Genomic DNA, 19,409 nt, shown 5'->3' with positions numbered 1-19,409 from the left:
GCTCTCGTGTTCACCAAGCACCCCGGCGGACTCCGCCTGCTCGCCGTCCACGCCCACCCCGACGACGAGTCCAGCAAGGGCGCGGCCACGCTCGCCCGGTACGCGGCGGAGGGCGTCGACGTCCTGGTGGCCACCTGCACCGGCGGCGAGCGCGGCTCCGTCCTCAACCCGGCGCTGGACCGGCCGGAGGTGCGGGCCGATCTCCCGCGGATCCGGCGCGAGGAGATGGCCGCGGCCCGGGAGATCCTCGGCGTGCGCCAGCGGTTCCTCGGCTTCACCGACTCCGGGATGCCCGGCCCCGGCGAGGACCTGCCCGAGGACTGCTTCGCGGCCCAGGAGCTGGCGGTGGCCGCGGCCCCGCTGGTCTCCCTGATCCGGGAGTTCCGTCCGCACGTCGTGATCACGTACGACGAGACCGGCGGGTACCCGCACCCGGACCACGTCATGACGCACCGGGTAGCGGTCGAGGCCTTCGAGGCCGCCGCCGATCCGGGCCGCTACCCGGAGGCGGGGGAGCCGTGGCAGGTGGCGAAGCTCTACTACCACCTGGCGCTCTCCCGGGCCTGGTTCCAGACCTTGCACGACGCGATGACGGAACGCGGAGTCCCCTCGGCCATGGGCGAGTTGCTCGCCGACTGGCCGGACACCCCGCCCGCCCTCGCGACCACCACGCGGATAGCGTGCGCCGAGCACTTCGCGGTCCGGGACGCCGCGATGCTCGCGCACGCCACCCAGGTCGAGCCCGGGGTGGCCTTCATGGCCCACCCCAGGGACATCGAGCGCGAGGTCTGGCCGACGGAGGACTACCACCTCGCCCAGTCCCGTGTGCCGGTCGTGACCGGCACACGGGAGACGGACCCGCCCGGGGCTGACCACTTCGAGACCGACCTGTTCGAGGGACTGCGATCGTGAGAGGCGGCGGCGGATGGGTCGTTCGGCACTGTCAGCACTGACCGTCCACGGGGATGCAGTAGCCCGGCGCGGTCTGCCTCAGGGGGTGCGTGACGAAGGTGTTCCAGAGCCCCGCGCTCTGCCCGGAGCCGGGCGCGTAGGTGAAGCCGCCGCTTGGGGTGGCGCGGCCGGCCTGCACCTGGGCGTCGTTGTCGGCGGTGAAGCACCGCGGCGCGCTGCCGCTCGTACTCGCCGTCACCACCGCCGACTTGGCCTCCATGGTGCCCGATGCCTCCGCCGCCGCCACGGTATAGATGTACGAGGTGTCCGGGGGCGAGCCCGGTGTCGGTGAAGGAGGTACTGGTGGCGGTGCCGGCCGCGAGCCGTCGCGGAACACCTGGTAGCACACCGCGCCCCTGACGGTCTGCCAGGAGACGGTGATCGGTGCCGAGACCGGCAAGCTGTACGCGCACGTCACCACCACGTGCGCGATCCCGGGCGGCCCGCGCTCGACGGACGAGCGGAGGGGGAGGGGGCTGGAGAGCCGAGAGGGGGCCGGGACCGGATCGGGGCGTCGAGGCCGCCCGATCCGGTCCGTGGGCGGCGGGGGCGTCGTGGGGATTGCCGGCCGGACGGGGGTCAGCCGCCGAGGCTGGTGTTGTTCTCGCCGTCGGTGCACACGATGCGGATGGTGAGGTCGGCGGGCAGGGGCTCGCCCTTCTGGCCCTCCGGCGGGCAGTCGTCCTTGCGGACGGCGACGATCCAGCCGGTGGCGTCGTCGTTGGGGCGGTTCTCCAGGACGTCGGTCGGGTGGCGGTCGAATCGGCGGTTCTCACCGGGGGTCACGCTGAACCCGCCGCCGTAGACGCTCTCGTCGGGCGGGCAGAGCAACTCGTGCGGCTTGCCGTCGGCGCCGCCCCGGAGGGTGGGGCCGGTCACCGACTGCGGGGCGAGGATGCTCGACGTCGCCGCCGCGCTGCCGCTCGTGGCGGCGAGCACGACGACTCCCGTCACGAGGGTCACGGCGATCCTGGTCTTCCTGGGCACGAGGCACTCCTGGGGTCCGGGGGTGGGGGTCCGCGGCCATTTCAGCACGGTGCTGATGAGCCGCCAGGCAACACGCACAGTGACGGTGTGTCGGCAGTCGATCATGGCATTACTGGGGTGTCTGCTCACGAACGACTACCAAGCGTGCTCTACTGGCCGCGAATCGCTGTCATCCGTGCGGCTGCCCGGCAGCCCTGACCGACATGTCGCGAGGAATCCCATGCCACGCAGAACACCACCCCCCACACCACCCACCATCCCGCTCGCCGCGCCACCGAGAGCCCCGCGCAGAAGACTCCGGGCGGTGCTGGCGGCCAGTGCCGTCACCGTCGCCCTGTCGACCACCACGATCCTGACCTCACCCGCCCCGGTGGCCGCCGCCGTGACCGACCCCTTCGCCGGGGCCGGCGCGCCGCGCATCAGCGACGAGCAGGTGCGGGCCGAGCTCCGGGCCGACGAGGTGGCCGCGTTCGGGCGCCCGGCCGCCGAGGGGATGGCGCGGGACCGGATCGGCCTGCGGGCCGTCCAGACCGGCTATCCGCAGACCACCCGCACCAACCGCTTCAACATGCTGACCTCCACCCAGGCGCAGGCCAACGCGGCCTTCGACCCGGCGCAGTTCGGCCGGTTCAAGCAGTACATCCCCTCACCCGAGTACGGGGACCACATCGCCCTGCTGCCCACCGGCAAGGTGTTGATCTTCTCCTTCGAGTCGGTCGAGGACAACCCGCAGAAGGAGACCGCGCCCACCGACGTGATCGGCCGGCAGAACGCGGGCCGCGCCTACCTGTGGACGCCGCCGACGAACGACACCGATCCGGGCGCCTTCCAGGCCGTCCCGCCGCCGGTCGTCAACATGCCGGACGGCCTGGACGAGCCGCGCCCCGCGCCGTTCTTCTGCGCCGGTCACTCCTACCTGCCCAACGGCATGGTCGGCGTCTTCGGCGGCAACCTCGGTGGCAACGGCGGCACCGGCGCCAAGCTCGCCCTGGTCTTCGACCCGTGGACCGAGACCTGGCACCAGGAACAGGACATGTCGGTCGGCCGCTGGTACCCGTCCGTGGTCACGGGGGCCGACGGGCGGCAGACCATCATGTCCGGCCAGTCCGAGCTCGGCTTCGGCACCCCGACGCCGGTCGTCGAACGCTTCCCCGCCAAGGGCATCGACGTCTCCTACGGCAGGTCGAGCGTGCCCGAGGGCATCGCGCTGGACCAGTGGAAGGCCGACGCGCCCTACCGGATGGACTACCCGCACCTGTTCTCGCTCCGGGACGGGAAGATCTACGGCTTCGGCCGCAGCTCGGATCAGCAGTTCGTCTTCGACCCGGCGAACGAGACCCGGGACACGCTGCCCAGCCGTCCCGACAACTTCTCCCGCCTGTACGGCTCGGCCGTCGCCCTGCCCAACGGTCAGAACGGGCCGGACTCGGTGCTCGTCCTCGGTGGCAACCACAAGGACCCGAACACCTTCAAGTTCTCGGGCGGCCAGTGGACGAAGGAGAAGCCGAGGAACCTCGGCCGAGCCCAGGACGACACGCTCATCTTCCCCAACGGAAACCTGTTCACCGTCAACGGCGCCGTCGGCATCCGCGACTACGGCCTCGGCGACTACAACCCGAACGTCCCCGACGACCGGTTCCGCCAGGTCGAACTCCGGGACGCCGACGGGAACTGGACCCTCGGCCCGAAGCAGCGGCTGCCGCGCGGGTACCACTCCAACGCGGTGATCCTGCCGGACGGCCGGATCATGGTCACCGGCGACGAGCTCCAGCAGATCGCCAACAACCCGGACATCAAGTCCGGCAACAACGGCACCATCGAGATCTACGAGCCGCCGTACCTGCACCAGCCCGGCGGTCGGCCGGACATCCGGACCGCGCCGACCGACCCGGTGGGCTACGGCACCACCTTCCGGATCAACACCAACTCGCCGACCCAGGCCGCCCGCGCCGTCCTGCTCGCGCCCATCACCTCCACCCACTCGGTGGACACCAGCCAGCGCCGCCTCGAGCTCAAGCTGGTGAGCCGCGCGGGCGGCCAACTCGTCTTCCAGAGCCCGGCCTCGGCCGCGGACGCCCCGCCCGGCTGGTACATGCTCTTCCTCCTCAACGACGCAGGGGTGCCCAGCGTGGCGAAGTGGATTCAGCTGGCACCGAACCCCTGACCCCCCAGCCCGACGGAGCAACGAACGGACCCACCCCCCATGCCCGACCTGAGTTTGCGTCAAGACACCGATATCCAGGGCGACATTCTCGCCGGCTTCAAGAAAGACCACATGACCCTGCTGCTCCTCCAGTTCAGCGACGCCTCGGCGGCGCGGAGCTGGCTGGAGAAGATCACCCCCAGGATCGCCACCACCCAGGAGGTCGCCCGGTTCAACGAGACCTTCAGCGAAGCCCGCCAGTCCTCCGGCGGCAGCGACCCGACGGCGCTCAAGGCCACCTGGCTGGGCCTCAGCTTCACCTATCAGGGCCTGCAGTTCATCACCGGTCAGCCGGACCTCCTCAAGGCGGAGGCAAGGACCGGTGACACGCTGGAGGCGTTCATCCAGGGCCCGGCCGACCCGTCGCGCTCGATCGCGCTCGGCGACACCGACGACAACGACCCGAAGCGCTGGCTGTTCGGCTGCGCCACCAAGCCCGTCGTCCACGCGGTGCTCACCATCGCCTCCGACACGCCCGCAGGCCTCGACAGCGCCGTGAAGGAGCAGAAGCAGACCGCCGGCCAGGCCGGCGCGGTCGTCGTCTACGAGCAGGAGGGCAGGCACCTCGCGGGCGACAAGAAGGGCAAGGAGCACTTCGGCTTCAAGGACGGCGTCAGCGAGCCGGAGGTCGAGGGCTTCGACGAGCCGGATCCCAACCGGTTCACCGGCGAGGGCGCCGACCGGGTCTTCTACTCGAAGAAGCACCCCGGCACCCGGATCGTTCCGGCCGGCGAGTTCGTCATCGGGAAGAAGCTCGCCGCGACCCACGCCCCGGAGACGGCCGCCGTCAAGACCATCCCCGCCTGGATGCACAACGGTTCCTTCCAGGTGGTGCGCCGCCTGGAGCAGGACGTCGCCGGGTGGTGGGCGCAGGTCGACGCCCAGCTGCGGCGCCTGAAGGACCTCAAGGCCGTGCCGGAGGACACCCGGCGGGACTGGTTGGCCGCCCGGCTGGTGGGCCGCTGGCGCAACGGCGCGCCGGTCTGCAAGTACCCCGACCAGCAGCCCGGCGACCCGGGCGCCGGATCGGACAACGACTTCACGTACCTGGGCGACCCGGAGGACCCGGACGGTCTGATCACCCCGCTCTTCTCCCACCTGCGCAAGACCAACCCCCGCGCCGGGCTCGTCGACGGCGTACCGGTCGACGAGTCGTTCATCGACGCCCGCCGGATCATGCGCCGCGGCGCCCCCTACGGGCAGCCCTTCGACCCGACCAGCGACGTCCCCGGGTCCGGTCCGGACGCCGAGCGCGGCCTGCTCTTCGTCTGCTACCAGTCCGACCTGGTGGGCCAGTTCGAGTTCATCCAGGCCAACTGGATCAACGACCCGGACTTCCCGCCCGGCCGCACGGCCAAGCCCGGACCGGACCCGCTGGTCAGCGGCCAGCTCGCCACTGTGAACGACGGCCGGGTCACCTGGGAGGGCAGGTCCCCGGCGGGCGAACGGGCCACCACCGTGCTGGACTTCCGCCCGTTCGTCCAGACCCGCGGCGCGCTCTACTGCTTCACCCCGTCCATCACCGCGCTGCGCCGGCTCGCCCAGGGCCGCCTCAACGGCGAGCTCGCCGACGACGGCAAGCGGCCGGTCGTGGCGCAGGACCTGCCGGTGGACTGCGTCCTGCCGCTGCCCGACGTGCCCGGCCGGTACTGGACGTTCCAGCAGGGCACGATCCGCCTGATCGGCGTCGGCGACGCCGAGGCCGGCCGGCTCACGACCGGGACGGTCGACGACCGCACCGGGGTCGCGATCAGGGACGTCGGGCCGTACTCCTCGTGGCCCGCGCTGCGGGGCGTCACGCAGATCGACACCATCCTGCCGGTGTTCGACCAGCAGCGCGTCAACGGGACGTGCGACTACTGGGTCTTCCACACGGTGGGCGGCAACCAGGTCTACCGGTACGTCTCGATCGGCGACTCCGAGCCGTACGCGAGCCAGGTGGTGACGGAGGACCGGCCGGTGAGCGGGTGGAGCTCGTTCGGCGGCACGACCCCCGTCACGCACGTGGACGCCTTCCTGCCCGTGCCCGACATGCGGCCCGCCGGTGACGGCCAGCACTGGTACTGGCTGTTCCACACCACCCCCGTGGGCCAGCGCTACCGGCTGATCTCCATCGGCCGCTCCGGCCGGGCGTACCCGGACCGGCTCCAGCGGGACGACCGGCAGCCCGGCCTCTGGCGCTCGCTGGCGGGCGTCACGCGGGTGGACGCGTTCCTGGCCGTCCCCGGCCGGGACGACCCGAGCGGCGGCCAGCACTGGTACTGGGTGTTCCACCAGGACAAGTACCGGACCATCATGATCAACCACGGCGGCAACCACCAGGACGACCTGCTGCGCGAGGACCGACCGACCGCGGTGTGGAGCCGCCGGCCGTAGCCCTTCGGAGCCTCCGGGGAAAGGACGTCGGGTCCCGGCCGTCACGTGACGGCCGGGACCCGATCGGTGGGCGCGATCAGAGCGCGGCGAGGATCCCGCAGACGGCGAGGAAGCCGCAGATGCCGAAGTTGACGAGCTTGTGGGAGAGGAAGACGGCCGCGAACTCCCGGATGGTCGCGCTGGGCCAGTAGTAGGCGGCGGTGGGGGAGCCGAAGACCTGGCCGTTGACGCCGGTCCTGCGTGCGGTGAGGGCGGCGCGGAAGGCGTGGAAGTTGTTGGTGACGACGACGCAGCGGTAGTCGGGATTGGCGCCCTCCATGATGGCCTTGCTGAAGAGCAGGTTCTCCTCGGTGGTGCGCGAGCGGTCCTCGCGGGCGACGTGCTCGGCGGGGAAGCCGCGCTCGACCAGGTAGTCGGCCATCGCGTGGGACTCCGGGAGCTTCTCGTCCGGCCCCTGGCCGCCCGAGGTGATCAGCACCGGCGGATTGCCCCGTGCGGCCTGCTCCTCGTAGACCTCGCGGCCCCGGTTCAGCCGGCTGGCCAGCAGGGGCGGCACCCGCTCGCCGCCGATCAGTCCGGAGCCCAGCACCACGACGAAGTCCACGTCCCGGCGCGGTCGGTGACGACCGTAGAGGAACGCGTAGCCGACGAAGCACACGAACAGGAAGGAGACGTAGCCGACCACCAGGACGGACGTGACCGCGAGGATGCCGAGCCGGTGCGAGCCGGTGGCGACCGCGAGGACCAGCAGGCCGAGGACGGCGAGGATGCCCAGACCGGCCAGCAGGGACAGCAGGTTGGCGGGCCGCACGCCCTCCTTGCGGATCATGGTCACGCCGTTGGCGAGCAGGAACCAGACCAGGGCCACCGTACCGAGCGCCGGCAGCGCCACGATGGCGACCGCCGCCAACTCGGCCACCAGCGTGGGAGCGTGCCGCAGTTCGGCGAGCAGCGCGAGCGAGAGGAAGGAGACGGCGATACCGAGCAGCACGGCGTTGCTGAACCGGCGCCGGTCGCGCAGTACGCCGATCCCGCACAGGGCGAAGAACAGGACGGCCGGAGCGTAGGCGAACATGCCCCGTATCGTAGGCGTTTCGCGCGCCGGCCTGAACTCGTGCGCAGACCAAGGCCGGTGGGCCGTGCCCCTCGCGTCAGGACGTGCTACCGCAGGTCCGGGGGGAGCAGGGTGGCGAGGCCGTCGAGGACGCGGGCGACGCAGAACTCGAAGCGGGCGTCCATGTCGGGTTCGGTGAGGTCGCCGGCGAGTTCGACCAGGGTGGGGAACTCGGCGGCGGGCAGGGAGCGGAAGCGGTCGGCGGCCGCGTCCACGGCGTCCCGGCGGCTGCTGCTGCCGGTGGCCTCGGCGGCGGAGATCGGTGCCTGTTCCTGGAGCACGAAGCCCTGCACGAAGGTGCCGAGCAGGTAGGTGACCATCGCGGCGTCGGCGTTGGAGAAGCCGGCCGCGCGGAGGCGGTCGAGCTGGTCCTCCAGGATCGCGAGCATGTGCGGGCCGAGGCCCATCCGGCCCGCCACGACCTTGGCGGCGTCGCGGTTGCCGAGCAGGAGCTGACGGTGGCGCCGGCAGTACCCGTGCAGCTGCTCGCGCCAGTCGCCCTCGCGCGGGGGCGGTTCGGCCTTGGCCATGATCGCGTCGTTGAGGAGGTCGATCAGCTCCTCCTTGTTGCGCACGTGCCAGTACAGGGAGGCGGCCTTCACGCCGACCTCCGCCGCGACCTTGCGCATCGACAGCCCGGCGAGGCCGTCCCGTTCCAGGACCTTCAGCGCCGCCTGCGCCAGCGCTTCCCTGGTCAGCGCCGGTGTGGTGCCCTCGTTCTCCGGCATGGATGTGTGGATGCCTCCTGTGGTCGGACCGGGTCTTCCGGTGCTGGTCCGGGTGCCGTTCCGGCGCGCCCGCGGCGCTCCGTCCGGCGCCTCACGATATCCCGCTTGCAATCTAACGGCGTTAGGGACAGTCTGGGCGTGCCAGTGAGGCCCCTAACGCCGTTAGGGGTGCAGAAGTCGGAGGGGAGTCCGATGGAGGACCCGGGAGGGCCGGGTGCGCGCCGCAAGCGGCTCGCACTCGTGACGCTCTGCGTCACCATGTTCATGTCCATGCTGGACAACGTCATCGTCAACAACGCCCTGCCGCGGATCGGGCAGGACCTGGACGCCGGCATCAGCGGCCTGCAATGGGTCGCGGAGGGCTACAGCCTCGTCTACGCCGCGCTGGTCCTCACCGGCGGTGCGCTCGGCGACCGCTACGGCCGCACCCGGGTGTTCCGCCTCGGCCTCGCGCTGTTCACGCTCGGCTCCGCCGCCGCCGCGCTCGCCGGGACGATCGGAGTGCTGGTCGCCGCCCGGATGCTCCAGGGCGTCGGCGCCGCGCTGCTCACCCCGGGCAGCCTCGCGATCCTGCGGACGGTCTTCACCGAGGAGCGGGAGCGGGCCAGGGCGATCGGCACCTGGTCCGGCGTCTCGGCACTGGGCCTGTCCGTCGGCCCGGTGCTCGGCGGTCCGATGGTCGAACACCTCGGCTGGGCCAGCGTGTTCTGGATCAACGTGCCGATCGGCGTGGCCGGGCTCGGGCTCGCCGCCCGTGTGCTCCCCGACATCCCCGGGCGCGCCCGGCGGATCGACCTCGGGGGCCTCGCCCTGTCCGCGGCCGGCCTCGGCGCGCTCGTCTACGCGCTGATCGAGGGGCCGTCCCGCGGCTGGACCGACACCCGCGTGCTGGCCTGCGGCGCCGCGGCGGCCGTACTGCTCGCGGCCTTCCTGGTGCTCGAACTGCGGGTCGCCCAGCCGATGCTGGAGCTGCGGCTGTTCCGCGACGGTGCGCTGAACGGCGCGCTGCTCAGCGGGTTCATGGTCAGCTTCGGGATGTTCGGCGCGCTGTTCTTCCTGCCGCTCCTCATGCAGGGCGTGCTCGGGTGGGCCCCCTCGGACGCGGGCTACGCGGGGCTGCCGATGACGGCGATGATCGTGTTCGCCGCGCCCCTCTCCAGCCGTCTGACCAGCGCGTACGGCCCCCGGCTGCCGCTGGTGCTCGGGGTCTCGCTGTGCGCGGTCGGCCTCTTCGGGCTCTCCTTCCACGGCGAACGAGCCCACTACGTCGAGTACTTGTGGACGCTGTTCACGATGGGCCTCGGCATGGGAATGACGTTCACCCCGGTGTCGATCGCCGTCCTGCAGCGGGTGCCCCCGGCCCAGACCGGGATGGCCTCGGCGACCGTCAACACGCTCCGGGAGCTCGGCGGCGTCCTCGGGATCGCGGTGCTCGGCGCCGTCCTGACCAACCGGATGACGGACACCCTCACCGCCTCCCTGCACCGGCTCGGCGTCCCCGCCGGCGCCGTCGGCCCGATCGCGGACGCCCCGGCCGGGCGCGGCATGGGTGCGGTCGCGCTGCCCGCGCCCGTCCAGGCGGCGGTGGACGGCGCCTTCGTCGACGGCGTCCACCTCGCGCTGCGCTGCGGCGCGGGCGCGCTCGCCGTCGCCGCCGTCCTGGTCGCGCTGCTCCTCGGCCGGGCCCGACCGGTCGCCGCCGCGCCGGTGACGCCGCTGGGGGAGGACGCCCGTGCCGGTGCCGGGCACAGCCGGGCGGACGGCGCCGGGGTCACCGGTCGATGACGGCGTCACCGGGCGGGCCTCACCTGATCCCCTCGACCGCGGCCTGCGCCGCCCGGGCCAGCTCCCGCCGGGCGCCCCAGCGGGTGGGCCGCGGTTCGGGGGCCGGGATCGGCGGCAGGAACGTCACCTCGGCGACGAGCCCGCGCACGGCGACCACCCGGGCGAGCGAGGTGAGCAGCCCGTCCTCGCCGACGAAGGCGGGCGCGCTGGTCGGCCGCCCGTCCGCCAGCCGGTAGCGGATCGTCACCGGCTGGACGAAGGAGCCGGTGTCCACCGCGGCCTGGAAGAGCGCAGGACGGAACCGCCCGCTCTCCCGCCCGCACCACGTCGACCCCTCCGGGAAGACGATCACCGGGTGGCCGGCGCGCAGCTCCCGGGCGACCGCGTCGACCGTGTCCGGCAGGGTGCGCAGCCGGTCCCGGTCGAGGAAGACCGTGCCTCCCCAGGCGACCAGCGGCCCGAGCACCGGCCAGCGCCGGACCTCGGTCTTGGCCAGCGAGCGGCCCGGCCGCCCGGCGGCGATCAGCGGGATGTCCAGCCAGGACACGTGGTTGGCGACCACGAGCATCCCGCCGCCGACCGCACCGGTGGGCTTGTCGAGGTGGACGGTGACCCCGAGCGAGAGCAGCAGCGTGCGGGCCCAGAGCCGGATCATCCGGTCCCGCGGCTCGTGCGGGAGGAAGCGGACCGGCAGGGTCAGCGCGATGCCCGCGACCACCGCCGCCAGGCAGACCGCGAGCCGCAGCGCCCGCCGGAGGTGCGGGACCTCCGGCGAGGCCTCGACGAGGCAGGTCTCCGGACGGCAGGGCGCGGTGGGGAGCCACACGCTCATGCGCCCGCCTCGCTTCGCTCGCCCGGCGCTTCGCGCAACGCGCACCTCTTGACTGCTCCCTCGCTTCGCTCGCTCATGCGCCCGCCTCGCTTCGCTCGCCCGGCGCTTCGCGCAACGCGCACCTCTTGACTGCTCGCTCGCTTCGCTCGCTCATGCGCCCGCCTCGCTTCGCTCGCCCGGCGCTTCGCGCAACGCGCACCTCTTGACTGCTCCCTCGCTCACTTGCCACCGACCGACGGCAGGCCGGGCACGCCGGCGAGGAAGTGCCGCAGGTAGCGCGGGTCGGTGCGCTCCAGGGACAGCAGCACGTAGAGGTCGGCGCAGTCGAAGTCAGGGTCGTGGGCGGGCTCGCCGCAGACCCAGGCGCCGAGGCGCAGGTAGCCGCGGAGCAGCGCGGGCAGGGCGCCGCGCTCGGCGCGGGGCACGCCGGTGGCGTCCCAGCGGCGGTGCGGGATGACGCGGTACTCCTCGGGGGCCAGGTACTTGGCGTTCACGGCGTCCCGGACGCGCGCGGCGGTGGCGCCCCGGTCGTCGAGCGGGACGGAGCAGCAGCCGCCCAGCCAGGTGTTGCCGGTCTCCGCCATGTAGCGGGCGATGCCGCCCCACATGAGGTTGATGACGGCGCCGTTGCCCCGGTGCTCGGCGCCGATGCAGGAGCGGCCGACCTCGACCAGGCCGGGGCGGACCGGGGCGAGCGCCGAGAGGTCGAACTCGCCGTCGGAGTACAGCCGTCCGGCCCGGCGGGCGGCCTCGGGGCGCAGCAGCCGGTAGGTGCCGATGACGGCGCCGTCCTCGCCTTCGCGGACCAGCAGGTGGTCGCAGTACTCGTCGAAGGGGTCGACGTCGAGGCCGGCGACCGGGCTGCGCAGGACGGCGCCGAGCTCGCCGGCGAAGACCTGGTGGCGCAGCCGCTGGGCGGCGCGGACGTCGTCCTCGTCGCGGGCGAGGGAGAGGGTGTAGGCGGGCGCGGGCCGGGGCTCCCGGCGCTGCGCGGGCTGGGGGTCCTGGCGCTGGGTGGGCACCGCCGGGGCGTCGTGGGTGGGGGCGACTGCGGTCGGAGCGTACGTGGGGACGGTGGTCATGGCGGACCCTCCAGGGCAGCACGGGCGGCGGTGCCGCGGTTCTCGTGGCACCGGCCCGGTTCGCACGCGCTGGGCACGGGCGCGAACCGGTCACCGGTATGTCTGTCCGGGTCGGCTGGAATTCACGTTGCCGTTCGGCGGAGGGCAGATGTGCAGCTGTTGAATGGGACCACCCTCGCTCGGTGGTCATCTGCCGGGCACCTGGGGGTCGTTCGCCGCTCGCCGGGTGGGGGTGGACACGACGGAGCCCCGCCGAGTAGGCCCGGCGGGGCCGTCGGTCAGGCGTGCGCGGGCGCGGTCAGTACGCCCGCCAGCCCTCCGGGTCCACGCCGCCGGGGACGGCGCCGGCCGGGCCGTACGGGTCGCGCGTGAGCACGAAGGAGCCGAGGTCGAGGTGGCTGACGGTGCCGTCGGCGGCGCGGACGACGCGCAGGGTCTCGCCGGCGTAGTAGTTGTCGAGCCCGGTCCAGGTGCCGTCCGGCTCGGCGCGGAAGCGCGAGTCGCGGCGGCCGCCGCCGAGCGGGCCGAGTTCGAGGCAGCGGTCGGCGGTGAGCCGCAGGACGTGGGGGGCGGCGCCCCAGTACCAGGGGCCGGTGAGCGCGAGGAGGTCCTGGTCCACCTCGGGCAGCGGGCGCCAGGGTGCGGGGATCCGGGGCTCGTGCTCGGCGGTGATGGCGATCAACTGGGCCGCGAGCAGAGGGGTGTTGGTGCCGCTGGTGGCGTTGGCGAGGGCGAGGGCGGCGAGCCCGTCCTGCGCGCTGACCCACAGCCCGGCGGTGAAGCCCGGCACCGAGCCGGTGTGTCCGTACAGCACCCGGCCTTCGTGGCGCAGGAGTTGGAGGCCGAGGCCGTAGGAGGAGGTCCAGGCGGAGTCGTCCGGGCCGACGGCGGGGCAGCGCATCTCGGCGATGGTCCCGGCGGAGAGCACCTTGTCGTCGCCGTCGGCGAGGAAAGCGGCCCAGCGGGCCAAGTCGGCGGCGGTCGACCAGAGCTGGCCGGCCGGGGCCATGCGCCCGGTGTCGGTGAGGGGCTCGGGGAGCATGACGTCCGCCCACGGGTGGACGGCGAAGCCGCCGGCGTGCGGCTGCTCGGGCAGCAGCGTGGTGCGGTCCATGCCGAGCGGGGCGAGCACCTCGCGGCGCAGCACGTCGTACCAGGGCTCGCCGCGCAGCTCCTCCACCAGGGCGCCGAGCAGGGCGTAGCCGGGGTTGGAGTAGTGGTGGCGGCGACCGGCCGGGTGCTTGAGCGGGGTCTCCGCTTCGAGCAGGTCGCCCAGGGCGGGCCGCAAGGCTCCGTCGGTCCGCTCCCACCAGGGGCCCGGCGTCTCGGCGGCGAGCCCGGCGGAGTGCGCGAGCAGCTGGGCGACGGTGGCGTCGTCGGCCGGGGTGCCGGGCAGGTGGCGGGCGAGCGGGTCGGCGAGGTCGAGCAGGCCCTCGTTGCGCAGCCGCAGCACCAGGACGGCGACCATGGTCTTGGTGAGCGAGCCGATCCGGTACTGGACGTCGGGGGTCGGCGCGTGCCCGTCGACCATGCTGCGGGCCCCGCTCCAGACCGGGCGGCCGTCGCGCACCACCGCGGCGACCAGGGAGGGCGTGCGGCCCTCGGCCTGGGCCGCGGCGGTGCGGTGGAACAGGGCGCGGCGGGTGGTGGGCAACAGCCCCTCGGGCAGGTCCGTCATGTGCTCTTCCGGAGTACTCATGATCGGACAGTAGTTCAGCCGGGCGGAGGTCTCCGCCGATTAACCGTCGTCAGAGAAGCGGTCGTACCAGCGCTGGAGGCCCGTCCTCCAACGGGAGGCGTCCGCGCCGCCACCGCCCGTGCCGCCACCGCCCGCGCCGCCACCGCCCGCGCCGCGGGGCAGCGGCGGGAGCTCGGGCCGGTGCAGCCACGCGTCGAAGAGGTCCGTGAGCGGTGCCTCGGAGTAGCGGGAGGCGTGGCCGACCAGGTCGGCGGTGGCCACGACGCCGTGCCGGTGGTTGCCCGCCCAGTCCTTCAGCATGCCGAAGAAGGCGACGTCGCCGAGCGCGCACCGCAGTGCGTGGACGGCGAGGCCGCCGCGCTGGTAGAGCCGGTCGTCGAACATGAGCTTGCGGCCCGGGTCGGCGAGCCTCAGGTCCTGCGGGAGCCCCGACAGCAGCGCGTGCGCGGCGGCGGCGTGGCCGGCGGCGGCCGGGCCGCCCGTGTGCTCGGACCAGAGCCACTCCGCGTACTTGGCGAAGCCCTCGTTCAGCCAGATGTGCCGCCAGTCGGCGATCGTGACGCTGTTGCCGAACCACTGGTGCGCGAGCTCGTGGGCGATCAGCCGCTCCCGCTCCCAGCCGCCGCCGAGGTGGTTGGTGCCGAACGTGGCGACGCCTTGCGCCTCCACCGGGACGTCCAGCTCCTCGTCCGCGACGACCACCGCGTACTCGCCGAACGGGTACGGGCCGAACACCTCGGTGAAGTACGCCATCATCTGCGGCTGGCGCCCGAAGTCCCGCCCGAAGGAGGCCGCCAGCCGCTCGGGCACGTACCCGGTCTGCGGCACCGCGGGGCGCTCGGCGAGCGGCACCGGCAGGTAGTGGCCGATCGAGACCGTCACCAGGTACGACGAGGTCGGCGCGCTCTGCTCGTACACCCAGGTCGTGCTGGACGCCCGGATGGTGCGGGTCAGCAGCCGTCCGCTCGCCACCACCGTGAACGGCGACGGCGTGGTGACCGCTATCTGGTAGGTCGCCTTGTCCGCCGGCCGGTCGTTGCACGGGAACCACGAGGGCGCGCCGATCGGCTGGCTGGCCACCAGCGCGCCCTCCGTCAGCTCCTCCCAGCCCAGGCCGCCCCACGGGCTGCGCACCGGCTTCGGGTTGCCGCTGTAGTGCACCTCGACCGTGAACGCCGCACCCGCCGTCAGCGCCTTCGCCGGACGGACCCGTAGCTTGCCGCCGCGGTGCGTGTAGCGGGCGGCCCTGCCGTCCACGAGCACCCGTCCGATCCGGAACTCGGCCAGGTCCAGGGCGAACTCGGCGAGCGCCGCGTCCGCGACCGCGCTCAGCCGGGCCGAGCCGCCGAGCCGGTTCGGACCGGGCCGGTAGTCCAGTGCCAGCTCGTAGCGGTGCACCCGGTAGCGGTGGTCGCCGCTGTTCGGGAAGTACGGGTCCGGTGCTCCGGCGGCCGCCGGGACGTGCTTGGGCTTCACGGGGTCGTGGTGCGCTTCCTGCGGGCCGGGACGGATGGTCATGACGTGGTCTGCCACGCCTCGATGGGGTTGCCCAGCCACCGCGTGTCGGCAGGGACGGACTCGGCCCGCATCACCAGCGAGGCCGGGCCCAGCGTGCTGCGCTCGCCCACCGTGCTGCCGGGCAGCACGATCCCGCCCGGGCCCAGCGTGGCGCCCTCGCGGAGGACCACAGTATCCATCCGCATGATCCGGTCGTGGAAGAGGTGGGTCTGCACGACGCAGCCCCGGTTGATGCTCACCCCGTCCCCGAGGGTGACGAGGTCGGCCTCCGGCAGCCAGTAGCTCTCGCACCACACACCGCGCCCGACCCGCGCGCCGAGCGCGCGCAGCCACACGTTCAGCAGCGGCGTGCCCGGTACCGCGCCGATCAGCCACGGCACGGCCAGCACCTCCACGAAGGTGTCGGCGAGCTCGTTGCGCCACACGAAGCCGCTCCACAGCGGGTGCTCGACCGCCCGGAACCGGCCGACCAGTACCCACTTGGCCACCACCGCGACCGCGCAGGCCGCGCCGCCGGCCGCGAGCAGCACCACGCCCGACAGCGCCGCGGCGAGCAGCGCCGACGAGCCGGCCAGCCGGGACAGCGCCGCGACGGCGAGCACGCCGAGCGCGCCCGAGGCCAGCACCGGCAGCACCCGGGCCAGCTCGACCAGCCCGCGCGCCCACAGCAGCCGGGCCGGCGGCTCGTACGTGAGGCTCTGGTCGGCCTCGTCCGCCGCTCGTGGCAGCCGCATCGGCGGCATGCCCAGGTAGGAGCCGCCCTTCTTGGCCTTCTCCGGCGTCGCCGACAGCACCCCGACCAGGCCCCGCTTGGGCACCGCCCGCCCGGGCGCCGTCATCCCCGAGTTGCCGAGGAACGCGCGCTCGCCGACCTTCGCCTCGCCCAGGCGCATCCAGCCGCCGCCGAGCTCGTACGGCGCCATCAGCGTGTCGTCCGCCAGGAACGCGCCGTCGCCGACCGTCGTCAGGCTCGGCAGCGCCAGCACCGTGGACACCTCCGCGCCCCGGCCGACCCGCATGCCGAGTGCCCGCAGCCACAGCGGCGTGACCAGGCCCGCGTACAGGGGGAACAGCACCTCGCGAGCGCGGTCCATCAGCTGGGTGACCGTCCACGCCTGCCAGCCGATCCGGCCGTGCAGGGCGTGCACGCCCGGGACGAGGCCGGCGCTCAGCAGCCGGACGGCGGCCACCAGCTGCGCCGCGTACACCGCGCCGTACGCCAGGGTCGCGGGCACCAGGCCGAGCAGGGCGCCGCGCACGGCCGTGCCGAGGTCGTCGCCGGGGTGGACGAACAGGGCGAGCACCGCGAGGGCGGCGGCCGCCGGCAGCACCGGCAGCAGGCTCAGCGCCGCGCCGCTGGCGCCGTACATCCAGGACCAGCGGACCCGGCGGGCCGGGCGCTCCTTGGGCCAGGTCCGCTCCACGCGGCCCAGCTTGACGGCGGGCGCGCCGCCCCAGCGCTGGCCGGTCGGGACCTGGCCGGTGACGCTGGAACCCGGCACCACCTGGGCGCGCTTGCCGACCCTGGCGCCCGGCAGCAGCGTCGACCGGGTGCCGACCACGGCGCCGGACCCGACCTTGAGCTGGCCCACCTCCAGCCGGTCCCCGTCCAGCCAGTAGCCGCACAGGTCCACCTCGGCCTCGACGGCGCAGCCCCGGCCGAGCTTGAGCATGCCGGTGACCGGCGGCTGCGAGTGCAGGTCCACCTCCGGGGAGACCTTCGCGCCCAGCGCGCGGGCGTAGCGCACCAGCCAGGCCCCGGACAGCTCGGTCGCGCCGCTCGCCTCGGCGAGCCGCTCGGCGGCCCACAGCCGCAGGTGGGTGCTGCCGCCGCGCGGGTAGCTGCCCGGACGCAGGCCCCGCAGCAGCAGCCGGGCGCCGCCGGCCGCGATCGCGAGCCGGCCCGCCGGGGTGTACAGCAAGAGCGCGCCCGCGCCGACCGCCCACCAGGAGGCGGTGGGCGCCCACGGGTAGTCGCCGAGGTGGGTCAGGAGGTTGCCCGCCGCCAGCAGGGCGACCGTCCAGCGCAGGCCGACCACGGTGAACAGCGGCAGCATCAGGAGCAGCTGCAGCAACTTGGCCTTCGTCGGCACCGGGCTGATCGTCCGGGCCTCGCCTCCGTCGGCGGCGGTCCGCTCCAGGTGCCGGGCCAGCTTGCGCAGCGTCGGGTTCTGGTAGATGTCGAGGACGGCCGCGTTCGGGTAGCGGGTGCGCAGCAGCGTCGTGAGCCGGGCGGCGGCCAGGCTGCTGCCGCCGATCGCGAAGAAGTCGTCGCGCGCGCCGCCGACCGTGACGCCGAGGATCTCGGACCACTGCTCGGCCAGCCAGGCCTCGGTGCCGTACAGCTGCTCGGTCGGGCCGCCGGTCTCCAGGTCGGGCAGCGGCCAGGGCAGGGCGTTGCGGTCGACCTTGCCGGACGTCCGGGTGGGCAGCGAGTCGACCGGCGCGAGGAGCGGGACGAGCGCGGCGGGCAGTTCGGCGCGCAGGCGCTCCACGGCCTTCTCGCGGTCGAAGGGCTCGCTGCCGGGCTGCTCCTCGTTGAGGACCAGGTAGCCGACCAGCAGCTGGTTGCCGCCGCGTGCGGTGCGGACGGCGGCCGCCGCGCCCGCGACCCCCGGCAGGGCCTGGAGCGCCGCGTCGACCTCGCCGAGCTCGATCCGGCGCCCGCCGAGCTTGATCTGCTCGTCGGTGCGGCCCAGGAACAGCAGACCGTCCGGGTCGGCCTGGACGAGGTCGCCGCTGCGGTAGGCGCGCTCCCAGCCCATCGACGGCAGCGGCGCGTACTTCTCGGCGTCCTTCTCCGGGTCCAGGTAGCGGGCCAGTCCGACGCCGCCGATCACCAGCTGACCGGTGCCGCCCGGGGCGACCGGCTGCCCGGCCTCGTCGACCACGGCGAGGTCCCAGCCGTCCAGCGGGAGGCCGATCCGCACCGGGCCGGTGCCGGTCAGCAGCGCGGCGCAGGCCACCACGGTCGCCTCGGTCGGGCCGTAGGTGTTCCACACCTCGCGGCCCTCGGTGACCAGTCGCTGCACCAGCTCCGGCGGGCACGCCTCGCCGCCGAAGATCAGCAGCCGCACCTCGTTCAGCGCCTCGGCCGGCCACAGCGCGGCCAGCGTCGGCACGGTGGAGACCACGGTGATCTCCTGCTCCGCCAGCCACGGGCCGAGGTCGGCGCCGCTGCGCACCTGCGAGCGCGGCACCGGCACCAGGCACGCGCCGTGCCGCCAGGCCAGCCACATCTCCTCGCAGGAGGCGTCGAACGCGACGGACAGGCCGGCCATCACGCGGTCGCCCGGGCCGATCGGCTCCTCCTGGAGGAAGAGCGCGGCCTCGGCGTCGACGAACGCGGCGGCGTTGCGGTGGGTGACGGCGACGCCCTTGGGGCGGCCGGTGGAGCCCGACGTGAAGATGATCCAGGCGTCGTCGTCGGGGGTGGGGTGGCGTTCCGGCGCGGGGGAGGCGTTCTCGGTGGTCGTCGTGAGGACTCGCTCGGCGCCGAGGACGCCGGCGACGGCGGCTTCGCCGAACACCAGCTGCGCGCGCTCGTCAGGGTCCTCGGCGTCCACCGGGACGTAGGCGGCGCCGGCCGCGAGCACGGCCAGGATCGACACGTACAGGTCGTTGGTGCCGGACGGCACGCGCACACCCACCCGGTCCCCGGGGCCGATCCCGGCGGCGGTCAGGCGGCGGCGCAGCCGCTCGACCTCGGCGGCCAGGGCGCGGTAGCTGAGCACCGTGCGGCCGTCGTCGAGGGCGGGCTCGTTCGGGTGGCTCCGCACGGTGGCGTCGAGGACGTCCACGAGCGTGCGGGAGGCCGGCGCCGGGCGGCCGGGGAACACCGCGGTGGTCTGTTCGGTGATCTGTTCAGGGTGACTCGGTTCAGCTGTCATGGCAGCCCGTGCGCTCCTCGTCCTCGCCCCGTTCCGATCGTTCCCGGGCCCTTGGGGGCGGTGGGCACGCCCGCTGTGGTCGGGCGCTCCCACTCCGGGGCCGGAGTAGACAACCGATCGATGGTAGCTCGGGGTCGCAGGGCGCGACGGGTGCGCTACTGGCAGGTAGCGGAGGCAACTCGGCTATGAGTGGCCGAATCTGACGAGGCATCAGCTACTAACTGATGGGTTGTGGTTCGGATGT

At 73.7% G+C, this 19,409-nt stretch carries 13 protein-coding genes; 4 read left to right on the top strand and 9 right to left on the bottom strand.

The window, feature by feature from the left end:
* The first annotated feature begins 6 nt into the window (after nucleotides 1-6).
* Nucleotides 7-912 (top strand): mycothiol conjugate amidase Mca, encoded by a 906-nt coding sequence (gene mca, locus PUR71_RS12575; protein WP_329927029.1) that lies wholly within the window; start codon nucleotides 7-9, stop codon nucleotides 910-912.
* A gap of 31 nt (nucleotides 913-943) precedes the next feature.
* On the opposite strand, the gene PUR71_RS12570 is transcribed toward mca, so the two are convergent.
* Nucleotides 944-1,375 carry a hypothetical protein gene (locus tag PUR71_RS12570; RefSeq protein WP_329927028.1) on the bottom strand — a complete coding sequence of 144 codons (432 nt, stop codon included), beginning with the start codon at nucleotides 1,373-1,375 and terminating at the stop codon, nucleotides 944-946.
* Between the two features lie 155 nt (nucleotides 1,376-1,530).
* Entirely contained in the window at nucleotides 1,531-1,938 is a 408-nt protein-coding gene (locus PUR71_RS12565; RefSeq protein WP_329927027.1) for a hypothetical protein, read from the bottom strand.
* 304 nt (nucleotides 1,939-2,242) lie between these two features.
* Between PUR71_RS12565 and PUR71_RS12560 the strand changes: the two genes are divergently transcribed.
* Both PUR71_RS12560 and PUR71_RS12555 read left to right on the top strand, forming a co-directional pair.
* Nucleotides 2,243-4,102 carry a galactose oxidase early set domain-containing protein gene (locus PUR71_RS12560; RefSeq protein WP_329927026.1) on the top strand — a complete coding sequence of 620 codons (1,860 nt, stop codon included), beginning with the start codon at nucleotides 2,243-2,245 and terminating at the stop codon, nucleotides 4,100-4,102.
* Between the two features lie 39 nt (nucleotides 4,103-4,141).
* Complete coding sequence (locus tag PUR71_RS12555) at nucleotides 4,142-6,517, top strand: Dyp-type peroxidase (RefSeq protein WP_329927025.1); 2,376 nt, start codon at nucleotides 4,142-4,144, stop codon at nucleotides 6,515-6,517.
* Between the two features lie 76 nt (nucleotides 6,518-6,593).
* On the opposite strand, the gene PUR71_RS12550 is transcribed toward PUR71_RS12555, so the two are convergent.
* A complete protein-coding gene (locus tag PUR71_RS12550) occupies nucleotides 6,594-7,592 on the bottom strand; it encodes a YdcF family protein (RefSeq protein ID WP_329927024.1) in 999 nt (332 codons plus the stop codon).
* Nucleotides 7,593-7,678: 86 nt separating this feature from the next.
* Complete coding sequence (locus PUR71_RS12545; RefSeq protein WP_329927023.1) at nucleotides 7,679-8,359, bottom strand: TetR/AcrR family transcriptional regulator; 681 nt, start codon at nucleotides 8,357-8,359, stop codon at nucleotides 7,679-7,681.
* Nucleotides 8,360-8,551: 192 nt separating this feature from the next.
* Between PUR71_RS12545 and PUR71_RS12540 the strand changes: the two genes are divergently transcribed.
* Entirely contained in the window at nucleotides 8,552-10,144 is a 1,593-nt protein-coding gene (locus tag PUR71_RS12540) for an MFS transporter (RefSeq protein ID WP_329927022.1), read from the top strand.
* 19 nt (nucleotides 10,145-10,163) lie between these two features.
* On the opposite strand, the gene PUR71_RS12535 is transcribed toward PUR71_RS12540, so the two are convergent.
* The 5 genes from PUR71_RS12535 to PUR71_RS12515 form a co-directional block, all read right to left on the bottom strand.
* Nucleotides 10,164-10,976, bottom strand: coding sequence for a lysophospholipid acyltransferase family protein (locus PUR71_RS12535; protein ID WP_329927021.1), 813 nt, complete (start codon nucleotides 10,974-10,976; stop codon nucleotides 10,164-10,166).
* A gap of 218 nt (nucleotides 10,977-11,194) precedes the next feature.
* A complete protein-coding gene (locus PUR71_RS12530) occupies nucleotides 11,195-12,058 on the bottom strand; it encodes a GNAT family N-acetyltransferase (RefSeq protein ID WP_329927020.1) in 864 nt (287 codons plus the stop codon).
* Between the two features lie 298 nt (nucleotides 12,059-12,356).
* Complete coding sequence (locus PUR71_RS12525) at nucleotides 12,357-13,736, bottom strand: serine hydrolase domain-containing protein (protein ID WP_329927174.1); 1,380 nt, start codon at nucleotides 13,734-13,736, stop codon at nucleotides 12,357-12,359.
* Nucleotides 13,737-13,796: 60 nt separating this feature from the next.
* Nucleotides 13,797-15,275, bottom strand: coding sequence for a M1 family metallopeptidase (locus PUR71_RS12520; RefSeq protein ID WP_443077435.1), 1,479 nt, complete (start codon nucleotides 15,273-15,275; stop codon nucleotides 13,797-13,799).
* Nucleotides 15,272-19,165: a Pls/PosA family non-ribosomal peptide synthetase gene (locus tag PUR71_RS12515; RefSeq protein WP_329927018.1), complete on the bottom strand. Its 3,894-nt coding sequence runs from the start codon at nucleotides 19,163-19,165 to the stop codon at nucleotides 15,272-15,274. Before PUR71_RS12515 ends, PUR71_RS12520 begins: the two co-directional genes overlap by 4 nt.
* Between the last annotated feature and the right edge of the window lie 244 nt (nucleotides 19,166-19,409).

The organism is Streptomyces sp. SP17BM10 (genome assembly GCF_036322405.1).
Taxonomy (GTDB): Bacteria; Actinomycetota; Actinomycetes; order Streptomycetales; family Streptomycetaceae; genus Kitasatospora.
This window is presented reverse-complemented; position numbering and strand designations above follow the sequence as displayed.

Excerpts from the sequence above, each read along its gene's own strand:
- PUR71_RS12535 (WP_329927021.1), bottom strand. The coding sequence starts at position 10,976 with ATGAGCGTGTGGCTCCCCACCGCGCCCTGCCGTCCGGAGACCTGCCTC.
- PUR71_RS12525 (WP_329927174.1), bottom strand. The coding sequence starts at position 13,736 with ATGACGGACCTGCCCGAGGGGCTGTTGCCCACCACCCGCCGCGCCCTG.
- PUR71_RS12555 (WP_329927025.1), top strand. The coding sequence starts at position 4,142 with ATGCCCGACCTGAGTTTGCGTCAAGACACCGATATCCAGGGCGACATT.
- PUR71_RS12515 (WP_329927018.1), bottom strand. The coding sequence starts at position 19,165 with ATGACAGCTGAACCGAGTCACCCTGAACAGATCACCGAACAGACCACC.
- PUR71_RS12530 (WP_329927020.1), bottom strand. The coding sequence starts at position 12,058 with ATGACCACCGTCCCCACGTACGCTCCGACCGCAGTCGCCCCCACCCAC.
- PUR71_RS12540 (WP_329927022.1), top strand. The coding sequence starts at position 8,552 with ATGGAGGACCCGGGAGGGCCGGGTGCGCGCCGCAAGCGGCTCGCACTC.
- PUR71_RS12550 (WP_329927024.1), bottom strand. The coding sequence starts at position 7,592 with ATGTTCGCCTACGCTCCGGCCGTCCTGTTCTTCGCCCTGTGCGGGATC.
- PUR71_RS12520 (WP_443077435.1), bottom strand. The coding sequence starts at position 15,275 with ATGACCATCCGTCCCGGCCCGCAGGAAGCGCACCACGACCCCGTGAAG.
- PUR71_RS12545 (WP_329927023.1), bottom strand. The coding sequence starts at position 8,359 with ATGCCGGAGAACGAGGGCACCACACCGGCGCTGACCAGGGAAGCGCTG.